The organism is Alteribacillus sp. YIM 98480 (genome assembly GCF_009765375.1).
Lineage (GTDB): Bacteria > Bacillota > Bacilli > Bacillales > Marinococcaceae > Alteribacillus.
On sequence record NZ_VTOK01000016.1, the window covers coordinates 43,291 to 55,384 of the forward strand.

Genomic DNA, 12,094 nt, shown 5'->3' on the forward strand with positions numbered 1-12,094 from the left:
AAACTTGTTCAAACTAACCTGTTCTTTTGCTTAATACAATTTTTTAAATAGTGAACTTCTTACCAATAAGCAAGGTACTAGACTTGTTACAGCATAGCACCAGTTTTCTAAATAGGACATCGCATAAATATATAAGAATTCCATAACCGTTAACTACTTTTCTTGTGTTAAACCGTAAATAGTTTTATAGTGATAGGTTCATATTCTGTACCAGATTGCCCATTTTGTTAACATTGTATGTATTCTTCTTTCTTTTCTTCATAGGAACAAACACCATATGTCATAATGATGAGAACAGATTTTTCTAGGAAGCTATCACGGTGAAAATCTTTTACTTTTTAAGTAATGCTTTCTACAAAACCACAATATGCGAGGAGATTGGGCATGACTTTTGCTTTGATTGTAGTTACGATTATTTGTATTATTGCCGCTGTTATTACTTTTTCCCTTACCCAAATCGAAGACAAAAATTACAATAGTGATTCAAGCCTGGCCAACTTGATTAATGTTTATTTAATCTGGCTTCCTGCAGGACTTATCGTTATTGGAATTACTGGATTCATCTGGTATATAATTTAAACAATGCTGTAAGCTTTCTTTTTCCGGTCCGTTTTATGACAAACTTCAACGGAAACCGGAAAAATCTCAAAGCTGTCCGATAAATCACTTCCAGGCACTTGAAACAGGAATATATTCTCGCTTTTCCCTCCAAGGCACAAATGCGACTTCTACTCCAACTTTCTTTGCTTTTTCTTGCATTGTCTTCTTTGGCACGGAAGGCGGTTCAACCTTCTCGTGTAAAAATCTTTCACTTCGGTCTTTACCACTACCGTTTTTCCCGTCGGTCTCTAGTATTTCAGTAGCTAAATCGTCCCTACTATTCTAGCTGAATTTTTAATATATACCTATTATTACTACATTTACAATTTTGTTTTAACGTATAATCAAAAACTCCGTTTTTATTGTCGGATTTCATTTCGCTGCAAATCAGAAGCTGCTTGATTTGGATTATTACTCAACGTCTAACATTTCCTATGTTTGTATTAAATATATGGCTCTATTATATTTGTTGGGGTAAGATAAAATTTAGACATAAAAAAACACCAAGTTCCAAAAACCTTTCCACTTGAATTGTCCTAGAAACTAGAAAAAGATTGGAGTTGAAGCATTAGGAAACCCTATCATTATTGCGGACCGTTTTCACTTTTGCCGCTATATTTATTGGGCATTAGAACGCGTGAGAAGGAAAGCTCAGGAAGAGTTCCACGGAGTATGATCGGAAAAAGTGTAAACAAAAGAAACATGTCTATACCTGCCAGTTTTTTAACGTTTGAATCGATTGAAATAAACTTCGGCATGTTCTCGTTATGTACCTGTTGATAAAAAGCCTAATTCCTCTTTCACTTGTCCGACAGCCGTTTTTCCTTTTTCTTCGCTTCTTTAACCCAGTGTAAACACTTCTTTTAAATGATTGGCTCTTCTTAACTCATCGGATAAACTAAATATAAGAGCTGCTTTTCACTTAACTCTTCATACCGTTTGTATATTAAACAGTTTTGCCTTTGGATATACCAACGGCTTTATCGAAAGCTTAAATAATCAAACAAAGGTGATTAAAAGAAATGCTTTTGGATTCAATCGTTATGGTCCCGTTACATCATCAATGTATGGAATTTTCAAGTAGGATAAAGGAGTAGGAGCAAGTCACTCCTACCCCAACCTTTTGACATAGAACAAAATATATAGGAGAAAACAGAGTCTAAGGGACACAGTTACACAACTTATTAGTAACCATTGTCTTCCATTAGTGCTTTAATTTCTTCCGCAGCACTAGTGAGGGCTTCTTCTGAGGTTAAATCCCCAGTCAAAGCTTGGTTTAGGTATGTGCCATAAATTGTTGCAATTTCAGAGTAAAGTGGGGTACGTGGACGGAACTTAGCATTTTCAAGACCTTCACTTACGGCTTGTAGGTAAGGTTTCTCTTCTAACAATTCAGGATCTTTTAAGACGCCTGTACGGCTAGGCACCCCGCCCAATTTTGTAATTTCTTTTTGACTTTCTGTAGATGAAGCCCAAGTTATAAATTCTAGTGCAGCTTTTTTATTTTCAGAAGCCTTTGGAATACCTAAAATCCAGTTTCCAATCATAGGCGAGAAGCTACCATCTTCTGCACGCGGCACAAGAGAGTAACCGATATCTCCAACAACATCAGATTTTTCAGGGTCTTCCATCGTTTCACCCCATGCAGGCCATACAATCGATGTTAAACTTTCTCCTTGGCTCATTACGCGTCCGATAGAGTCAGCATCATAATTTGCAATGCCGTCTGGTGCATACTTTGTCAATCCAACATAATATTCAAGAGCTTCAATCGCTTCTGGACTATCTAAGGTCACATTCCAATTTTCATCAAAAAAGTCTGCTCCATGCGACCAAAGAAAGGCGTTAAAATTTGTAGCAATTGCGTCCCCACGGGCACCGCGATGCACAAAACCATACTCTATTTCACCCTGATGATCTTCAATAACTGTTTCTAATTCGGACCATGTTTCGGGAGCTTTATCTAAAATATCTTTTCTATAAAAGAACATCTGCACGTTCCCTACTTGCGGTATACCATACGCACGAGGCTCTTCATTGGGGTCTGAATTGGGAAGACGTGGACCACTTGGTGCAGGCCACATACTAACCTCACGAGACATCTTTGCAAAATCTTCATCTAATTCATAGCCCAGTTCATCAAGCGGTGTTAAAAATCCGCCCCCTGCTAACATCGGCATCCAAGGATCATCGGCGAAAATAACATCATATGTTCCAGTTTCTGTTCTCATATCGTTGTAGATTCTCTCATAGAGTGTATTGTAATCAAATTCGTTCCAGTTTACTTCAATTCCCATTTCTTCTTCAAATTCAGAAACCATTTGCTTTAAAGCACTTGACTCATTTCCAGCAACCATAGCTACAGAAATACTTTCCCCTTCTGAGGTGCCTGAATCATTTTCACTAGAAGTACTGGATTCTTCGTTTTTTCCACAACCTACTGTAATTAATAACAATGACAGTATATATACACCCACCCATTTTTTGAATTTTTTCATTTATTTTCCCCCTCGTATATTATAAAAATTGGCTTATCAATTAAGACTGTTCAACATTAGAAACTTCTCCGGTATCTATTTACCTGCCTTGAATTACGAAATTCAAACACAACACAACGAGAAATAGTATATCCTTCACCACACTCCTCAAATTACCAATTCTTTTCATTGAGGAATTAATTAATTGAAAATTAAAAAAATATTATTGAATTCTTTTGTCAGAAATATGCCTGTAATATTAATAATCTTTAGTTAAAACCCTAGTAATCAACTACGAATTTCCTTTATTACAACTTTCCAGATTGATTTCTTCATTTTTTATCAATTATTTATAAAAAATGTTTATTGAGCTATTTTTTCATTATAAAATTTTGGTTTTGCTTGAAAACTAATCTGCACTTTTTCACCTGTTCGTTGTGCCTTTAAACAAGCATCAGCAGTTACCGCAGTAATATAGCTATCCCATGAATTTGGTCCTTGAGGCTCACCGGTTTTAACAATTGAATCCATGAAGTTTTGTAGTTCAACATCATAAGCATCCTTAAAACGATGCTTCCAATCCTTTAGTATTCTTGTAGTTAATTTAGCTTCTTTTCTCATAACAACACTCGGATATTCAGGCAGCTTTGCAATTCCTTCTTCACCGATGACTTCACAGTGAATATCATAGCCATATTGACAATTTACGAAAACATCGATATTGATGACAATTCCACTAATTGTTTCTATGGTAAATATCTGTGGGTCTTGTAAATTATTGTGTGCATATTTGGTTTTTCTGGGATATACAACTTGCACTGATTTATAATCATCATTGACTAACCAATGAAAGGCGTCAATTTCATGAATTAATGTTCCAACTACAGCTGTATCATTCGTATAGCTTTCATCCACTTCTGCATTACGGTGTGAAGCTCGAATCATTAATGGATTGCCAATATCGTTATTGTCGATAACCTGCTTTAATTGTACAAAACCACTATCATAACGGCGCATGAAACCGACTTGAACTAACTTTTTCCCTTGTTTCATCTCTGCATTAACTATTCTCATGCAACCTTGCGCAGATATGGCTAAAGGTTTTTCACAGAATACATATTTTCCAGCCTCAACTCCAGCTACTACCGTTGCTTCATGTGCAGCTTCCGAACTAGTAACAAGTAAAACATCAACTTTTTCATCAGCTATTAATGAAGTATCATCTGGATGTATAACAGCATCTAGTTTAAATTGTTCAACTACTTTTTTAGCTATTTCTGGAAAAAAGTCTGTTACAGCAACGATTTCTCCACCTGATAATTTATTTGTAATTCGATTTATATGCTCTGTTCCAATTGCACCTGTCCCTATTACTCCAAAACCTAATACTGTCAAATCTATTCCTCCTATTTGATCGACTATTAAAATTTTTTCAATTGATTTTGTTTCAAAAGAAATCAATCAAAATCCCAATTTTATAATTCTCTTTAAAGTAATCTACTAACAGATAAGCAAACTTAGATTAACCAGTCACTCCTATTTACTTAATTTTCATTAATCTGTTAATCTCTTTGATATTCCGCGCGCGTTTCTTTACATTTTTATTATGAGCAAATCACCTCTTTTTTCTCTAATTTCGCAAACGCTTACACTAAACTTTATTCAAATTGTTGTGCTATTTGTTATCATTATATATAATACAAATTCAAGAAACACTATACTTTTTTGCTCTATTTCTTAGAATTCTTGCTAAAGAATAGGTGAGGATGTTTATGTTTCCTAAAATTAAGGGGGTTTTACAACCTTCTGAAATGTACATACATACAGAAAGTGAATTTGCAAAAAAAGCTCTTTATTATACGACCTTTTCAGGAGAATTTTACTGTGATCAAAATTACCATGTTGAAAGAGACACCTATCATAGCTACCTACTCTTGTTTATTAAACAAGGAAAAATGAAAGTTAAATATAATAATCGTGAGTTTTTAGCAAAACAAAATGATCTCCTCTTTTTAGATTGTCATAATCATCATGTATATAGTGCAAAAGAGTATGTACATTTTGAATATTTCCATTTTGATGGTTCTTCAGCTGAAAACTATTTCGATCTTTTATATAGAAAAAATGGATGTATTTTTCCTATGACTAGCAGTCTTATTCCAAAATATATACATCATATAGTTAAAATGAATAAAAGTAATAGTATAGATGAGCATTTTGTCTCAATGACTATACACAAAATTCTTTATGAATTGGTACACGTTACCAATCAATCAGTCAATGAACTTGAACATCAAATTCAAAGGGCTATTACACACATAGAAAATTTTTTCAAAGAAGAAATTAGTTTAGAACAGTTAGCAAAACAATCAAATCTCAGTGTGTATTACTTTGTTCGTATGTTTAAAGTTATTACTGGGAGTTCTCCTTACCAATATATTTTGGATTACCGAATTCAATATGCTAAAAACCAATTAAAATCAAGTGATAATTCAATAGAAAATATTGCTTTTGATAGTGGGTTTAATAGCTTATCTCATTTTATTACTACCTTTAAAAAACGCACTCACATTACTCCAAATAAATTTAGAAAAATGCAATTTTAAAAATTATAGAATTAGTCATCGCCTGTAAAATCAATGGCAGTCATTACTCCAAAAAATCCTGCCATTCTTCTGTTGTCGTTGTTGAATGTCCTCTTTAAAGCAGACCATATAAGGATTTCAACCGAAATGATCAATCAATCTAAATTCTCTACAGAAAGTATTAATAGATGCAACTAGGCTAGATCCCAGCAGTATGTATCATTTATCGGTACAATAAATGTCCCGCTTTGAGATTTAACTTAAATACTCTCATAAGTTTTAGAAAAGTAACCATTAAATTTTACAGTAATGTCTTGAACAATCATTTATCAATACCGGATAAGTCACGATTTTGATGCTTTACAATACAACTTTCAAGAGGATGTTTGATATAGATATCCCTTATAACTAGACATAATGACCATGGTTGTCATTAATCCGCCTATGTAAATAAGAACAAGTCCAGCCTTCCTGCCTCTTTTTAATCGAACCAGTTTCCCTACGTAACAGTGAAAGGCCCACGCGACTACTTCTAAAATCATAAAGACGACGATTTCTTGAAATAACGTATAAAAATGGATACAGGACCGAGCGGAAGGTTCCATACGACCTGTAATCCTTTCTATATTGCATTGATCGCAATTAAATGTACGATTAAGAACATAGAAAGACATGACATTAAACGTGCCGCTTTTTCTTTTCCTTCAGCAATTTCTATCGACCGAAGACGTTGGTTTTCAACGCTTCCCAGCGCTCCTGCACGGTATGATCGAACTCTGTTTTCTGTCCGAGTCTAATGAGTGGATATCTGATATGTACAGTTTGGCAAACCAAATCAACCGCGCAAATGGTAACCATTAGCAATGAAATCAGTTTACCGGCTATAAATGTTTCCATGTTTGTCCAACCTCGAAGACAGTCTCCACCATCTATATGAATGATAAGCTGGTTTATTATAATGTATCTATTATTCTACATTTACCTCTTTTCGCTTGATCCACCCTTTAGCTACTTTACAATAGTCGCGATTTAGGGCGTCCTTATGTAATAACTTAATAGTAGCAGGTATGACTACCGCAGCTATTGGTTTCATGTTATTATGACAGACAGAAATCTATCATATAATTAGCAGGGATGAGAAATGATGAGCAGTACAATAAAATTAATCTCCCTATCCATTTTAATATGTTATTTCATTTTTATTGATTATCATGGCCCTCCACCCAGTCTAGATTCATTTAATCAGACAAATGTTATAACTGCTAGTGAAGATATCAGTGAGTATAATCCTTTCATCGGAGGAGATAAAAACCCCTTAGGACATTATTTTTTTGCATGTCCGATATTCACTTTAGCAGTTGTTTTAGGAAACGCGGCTATTAAAAACATTCCAACCTGGTATTTCAGCAGGACATTATTAACACTTACCCGGTCTTTTATGGGGCTGATTATTTGATCCATTCCCCTTCTATTATAAAACAATGAATCTATTAGGATAGGAGGAATGGGTATGATGTGGTTCCGACTTATAATGATTGGTGTGTTTGCTTTGACTGCTGTAAACATATTTTCGTACCAGGGCATAGAGATAATGTATGCTATTTCCGATTTCATCAAAAATAAGTAATAGTTTTTGAGTGCATAGAGTCTTAGCTATGCACTCTTTTTGGCGTTTCAAAAAAACATACTTTATTACAAAAGTCATTCCCTTGCAGGAACCGGCGCAATGCAAATTCCAGGTATATTCTTATTCAGGTCAACCAGATAATGAAGAAGAGCATGTATACCATTAGATGAAATTATCCCATTCAATAGATAACTATTTTCTAAGAGTATCAACATAACGATGATAATCGGATAGAGAAGCCAAGAGCATTCTTACTTGATTTAAAGATTCATTATAAGACATCTACATAGAGGCGTAACAACTTCTTTTTTTAAAGCTCCGGTATTATACACAAGAGTCAGTCGTGTTACAGTTGGTACTTTGTCCACCATGTCACTTTCCCTTTCAATTGGATTTTTGTTTTACTAGTAACCAGGAATCAGAGCAGGTTAATTTCCTGGAGTATAATTAATACGAAAAAATCCGAGGTCTCCAAGCCTGCTAGTATTACCTCAAACTCTCCTGTTCCTGCTCGTGTGTTTAGTCCTATTTATAGGCAAAGGAACATCAAGTGACTGCGGGAAAGTGAGTTGATACCGATTCATCTAAAGCCTAAACATTGCTTTATTATCCTTTATTGCAGGTTATATTTTTTCAATCTCTTTATGAAAGAAGATTGGGTTATTCCTAGTAACTCGACCGTTTTCCTTGTGGATTTATGTTTTTTTGCTTTTGCTTCTTTTGCAGCACTTTTCTCAATGTCCTCTCCCGTCCAACTATAACTTTGCAAGTAATTAAGCAACTCCTCATTTAAGAAGGAAGTTTTTCTACACTTAGCCCCTTAGAGGTTCGCACCTTGATGAAAGTGAGGGTCCTCAAAAAAATCACCTCCTTTAACGGTAAATGCCTCAAACCGAACCACTTTCAACTCAATAAGATCGATATCGATTCAAAAACAAATTTATATGATCAAGTTTTCCGACAAAAAATCTAATTTTCCGGGTTTTTTACTTGGCATCAAACTTGCAATGTATGTTAGCGAGGAGGGAGCAGAAGGAGTTACCCATGTTCACCATAAACAAACGCAGCCACTCCTTTTGGAGGATATAAGGAGTCCGGCTTTGAGCGTGAAATGGGATTATGTATTAGACAATTATACGGTAGTGATGAGTGTATGGATTCATTTAGCGTAAAAATTCACCTAACAATCCTATTATCTTAAATATTCCATTGAGATTGCTAGGCAGGATTCACTATTAGCCAAATCTATTAACTAAAAAGATTGTTCACCAAAAGAAACCGCTCCATAATATTTTTCTAGGGGAAGTGAAAAATGGTAGATCAAAAATTTGGGGAACTCAAACGGGTATTATCTTTTAGACATGTTGTGTTTTTTGGTCTTGCTTTTATGGCGCCTCAAACGTTATTTGCCACGTATGGGATTGCTGCTGTTGAAAGCAAGGGAATGATTGCGACTGGATACGCCCTCGCCCTGCTAGTTATGTTGTTCACAGCATATAGTTATGCACAGCTAGTTAAAGCATACCCATCAGCCGGTGCAGCTTACACATTTACACAAAAAGCGATTAATCCATACTTGGGATTTATCGTTGGGTGGGTTATTTTGCTCGATTACATGCTTAGTCCAATGATAAGTGCATTACTTTTAGGCATTGCGTTATCTGCGTATTTCCCTGCTATACCAATCTCAGTCTGGATCATCCTTTTTATAACAGTTATCACTTTCGTAAATATACGCGGGATCAAATTTGCAGCGAATTTTAACACCTATATTTTCTTACTACAATTGTTAATGTTCATTCTCTTCTTTATCTTTTCTATAAAGTATTTAGTGAATGGTAACGGAGCCGGCACCTTATTTTCTCTTATGCCTTTCTTTGACCAGAATGTTGAACTTTTAGCTGTCATCGCAATCGTACCAATTTTGTGTTTCACATTCCTTGGTTTTGATGCCGTTACTGCTTTATCTGAGGAAACAAAAAACCCTACACAATCACTACCTAAGGCGATTTATACCATTCCATTAATCGGAGGTACCTTGTACATTGCTGCATCCTATTTTTTACAAATGGTTAGCCCGAACATGGAGGCGATTACACATCCAGATTCAGCTTATTTAGAAATTGCTTTTTCAATAGGTGGTATATTTTTAAATTCTGCTTTTGTGGCAACAGCGATTATGGCCGGATTTGCTTCTGCCGTTGCCTCTGGTTCTTCTGCCTCAAGAATCTTATACGCAATGGGAAGAGAGAATATACTCCCGAAAAAGGTGTTTGGGTATGTTTCACCTAAGTATCATACCCCGGTCTACAACCTTTTAATTGTAGCCGTTGTAGCTATGTCGGCTCTGTTTATTAATCTAGCTACCGCGACTACTTTTATCACTTTTGGTGCGTTTTTTGCGTTTATTTTTGTAAACCTTTCCGTCGTCAGCCACTATTTTATCAAGAAAGGTGTACGTACATTTAAAGGAATGATTCAGTATTTGATCATTCCTTTAATGGGGGCAGTCCTTGTTTTTGGATTATGGTTAAACCTAGGCTTAAATGCACTTATTTTAGGAGGATCCTGGGTAATTCTTGGATTTCTGTACTTGCTTAATCATACGAAAATATTTAAACAACCTCCTCCAGAAATATTTGAAAAAGAAAATGAAATATCAAGATGAGAAGACTCTTTTAAAAATGCCTAAAAGGAGAGTAGTAGATTATGAGTAATCAAAAAGCAGACAAAATACTTTCAAGCAATACCGTTTTTACCGGTCTTATGGACAAGCCCCAGCCAGCTTCCATTGCCATTATAGATAACAAAATTGAAGCCATTGGTTCCGAGGAAGAGATAAAGCAATTTATTGGTCCTGATACAGAAGTTTATCACTACGACAATCAAATAATTATGCCTGGATTTCATGATAATCATCTCCACATTATGATGGGTAGTATTTCATTGGATAGCGTAAACCTATTCGAAGCACGTTCAGAAATAGAAGCTGTGGAAATGGTACGTCAATTTGCCGATTCAAAACCAGATGAACCGTGGATACTAGGTTATACGTGGGATGCAGGATACTGGGATAACAAACAACTCCCCCACCGTTCTTCCTTAGATAAGGTCATTCCGAATCGTCCTGTTATATTGTTTCACGCTGAAGGCCATTACGCATGGGTAAATACCAAGGCCTTAGAAATGATGAATATTGATCGTGATACGGATAACCCGCCATTTGGCATTATTGAAAAGGACGAAAATGGAGAACTTACCGGTATCCTATATGAAAAGGCGATGTCATTAGTAACGAAGGAAGCCTATCACTTATCAAAACAAAAAAAGACGGCCATATTTGAAAACTTTTTACGTCATGCTTCTTCCCTGGGTGTTACTTCAATAAACGATCTATATGGTACGGAATCAATGGAAGTACTCGATGACTATCAACTTTTCAAAGAATTTGATGATAATGATAAATTAACAGTACGAATTCATTTATGGCCAGCCTTAAACGGTGATATTGAGCGAGCTAAACAATTACGTGAAAGGTATGCTTCTGAAAAGCTTATAGTATCAGGGCTTAAACAATTCATAGATGGTGTCATAACTGCACGGACAGCATATTTACTTGAACCTTACGCGGATGAGCCCCAGGCAGCTGGAGATACATCACACCCGCCAGAAACAATGAAAGAATGGGTCATTAAAGCAGACAAAGAAGGATTTGATATTCGTTTTCATGCTATCGGCGATGGGGCTATTCGTTTAGCATTGGATTCTTTTGAGAACGCCCAGAAGGAAAATGGGGTGAGAGATTCCAGGCATTCCATCGAACATGTAGAAGTCATTCATCCTGATGACATTAGTCGGTTTAAACAACTAGGGGTAATTGCATCTATGCAGCCTAATCATCTAGCGATGTCTGAAAGAAGTGTTTACACTTCCCGAATTGGTAAAGAAAGAGAAAAGCTTGCATTTGTTATAAATACGCTCAAAGAGTCAGACGCTATATCTTTTGGTACTGACTTCCCTATTGATGGGTTAAATCCATTGATACAGATATATAGAGCTATAACTAGAATTGATAGCAGCGGAGTAAGTGTGTGGAATCCTGAGGAAAAAATCACGTTATCTAATGCGCTAAAGGCTTATACGAACGGCCCTGCATACAGCACAAACAGAGAGCATGAATTAGGCACATTGGAAGCAGGAAAACTTGCAGATATCGTTGTATTAGATCGCAATCTTTTTGATGTTCCTACTGACGAAATTTTAGACACTAAGGTAAAACTTACAATGATTAATGGGGATATTGTGTACAATAGTGATATTACTTAGTATACACGTAAAACATCTTCTAAAAATGAATAAAACAAAGTACGAAGTTATTGGATCACAAATTAATATGACCAAAATCATTCATTTGTTTCAAAGGATGGAGATAATCTAATTGAATTATTAGCTCCGAAAAACAAGGTGAGAAAATTCTAAGCTTCTCGAAAGAATTCAAAGAACAATTGTAGAATTATCCTTGAATCTGTTTAGTTCATAAAAACATCTAATTTTTATTCTATTAATGAGAGAGACCATTTTATTGGCCTCTCTTTTTTTAGTATTTCCACTCGCTTCAAGGCAGCTCGTGTGAACAAAATGAACGAAACTTTCTTTTGTTACTCATCTTTTTCTTATTTTATTAAACTTACCGTCTTTGATTTGTTTTGTTAATATTCAAAAAGATGATAAAGGAGAGCATATAAGTTAAGAGAGAGAGTCATTTTTGTAAGGGCTTTCTCTCATTATCGAAAATACTTCATTGG

Annotated in this window: 10 protein-coding genes and 2 pseudogenes; 8 read left to right on the top strand and 4 right to left on the bottom strand. The window is 35.4% G+C overall.

The window, feature by feature from the left end; translation table 11 throughout:
* Window positions 1–384: 384 nt before the first annotated feature.
* From FZF09_RS18225 to FZF09_RS23160, 3 genes and pseudogenes are all read left to right on the top strand, one after another.
* Window positions 385–579 carry a BshB3 potential contributor to bacillithiol synthesis gene (locus tag FZF09_RS18225; protein ID WP_158738024.1) on the top strand — a complete coding sequence of 65 codons (195 nt, stop codon included), beginning with the start codon at window positions 385–387 and terminating at the stop codon, window positions 577–579.
* 583 nt (window positions 580–1,162) lie between these two features.
* Window positions 1,163–1,307 (top strand): annotated as a pseudogene (locus FZF09_RS18230) (transposase); the annotation flags it as partial.
* Window positions 1,308–1,471: 164 nt separating this feature from the next.
* Window positions 1,472–1,684 carry a transposase gene (locus FZF09_RS23160; RefSeq protein ID WP_370514501.1) on the top strand — a complete coding sequence of 71 codons (213 nt, stop codon included), beginning with the start codon at window positions 1,472–1,474 and terminating at the stop codon, window positions 1,682–1,684.
* Window positions 1,685–1,784: 100 nt separating this feature from the next.
* Here FZF09_RS23160 and FZF09_RS18240 read toward each other — a convergent pair whose 3' ends face one another.
* Together FZF09_RS18240 and iolG are read right to left on the bottom strand one after the other, a co-directional pair.
* On the bottom strand, window positions 1,785–3,098 hold the full coding sequence (locus tag FZF09_RS18240; protein ID WP_158738025.1) for an extracellular solute-binding protein: 1,314 nt from the start codon (window positions 3,096–3,098) through the stop codon (window positions 1,785–1,787).
* A 342-nt stretch (window positions 3,099–3,440) separates the two neighbouring features.
* Complete coding sequence (gene iolG, locus FZF09_RS18245; protein ID WP_158738026.1) at window positions 3,441–4,472, bottom strand: bifunctional inositol 2-dehydrogenase/D-chiro-inositol 1-dehydrogenase; 1,032 nt, start codon at window positions 4,470–4,472, stop codon at window positions 3,441–3,443.
* A gap of 377 nt (window positions 4,473–4,849) precedes the next feature.
* Between iolG and FZF09_RS18250 the strand changes: the two genes are divergently transcribed.
* Entirely contained in the window at window positions 4,850–5,683 is an 834-nt protein-coding gene (locus tag FZF09_RS18250; RefSeq protein WP_158738027.1) for an AraC family transcriptional regulator, read from the top strand.
* 353 nt (window positions 5,684–6,036) lie between these two features.
* On the opposite strand, the gene FZF09_RS18255 is transcribed toward FZF09_RS18250, so the two are convergent.
* Window positions 6,037–6,267, bottom strand: coding sequence for a hypothetical protein (locus FZF09_RS18255; RefSeq protein ID WP_158738028.1), 231 nt, complete (start codon window positions 6,265–6,267; stop codon window positions 6,037–6,039).
* Window positions 6,268–6,803: 536 nt separating this feature from the next.
* On the opposite strand from FZF09_RS18255, the gene FZF09_RS18260 reads away from it, so the two are divergent.
* Window positions 6,804–7,118 (top strand): hypothetical protein, encoded by a 315-nt coding sequence (locus FZF09_RS18260; protein ID WP_158738029.1) that lies wholly within the window; start codon window positions 6,804–6,806, stop codon window positions 7,116–7,118.
* Window positions 7,119–7,902: 784 nt separating this feature from the next.
* Here FZF09_RS18260 and FZF09_RS23410 read toward each other — a convergent pair.
* Window positions 7,903–8,070, bottom strand: coding sequence for a hypothetical protein (locus tag FZF09_RS23410; protein ID WP_370514502.1), 168 nt, complete (start codon window positions 8,068–8,070; stop codon window positions 7,903–7,905).
* Window positions 8,071–8,349: 279 nt separating this feature from the next.
* Here FZF09_RS23410 and FZF09_RS23415 point away from each other — a divergent pair.
* The 3 genes and pseudogenes from FZF09_RS23415 to FZF09_RS18275 all read left to right on the top strand — a co-directional run.
* Window positions 8,350–8,461 (top strand): annotated as a pseudogene (locus tag FZF09_RS23415) (aldehyde dehydrogenase family protein); the annotation flags it as partial.
* 140 nt (window positions 8,462–8,601) lie between these two features.
* Window positions 8,602–9,957, top strand: coding sequence for an APC family permease (locus tag FZF09_RS18270; RefSeq protein WP_158738031.1), 1,356 nt, complete (start codon window positions 8,602–8,604; stop codon window positions 9,955–9,957).
* Between the two features lie 41 nt (window positions 9,958–9,998).
* The gene (locus FZF09_RS18275; RefSeq protein ID WP_158738032.1) at window positions 9,999–11,615 is read left to right on the top strand and encodes an amidohydrolase; all 1,617 of its coding nucleotides are present in this window, start codon (window positions 9,999–10,001) and stop codon (window positions 11,613–11,615) included.
* Window positions 11,616–12,094 lie beyond the last annotated feature (479 nt).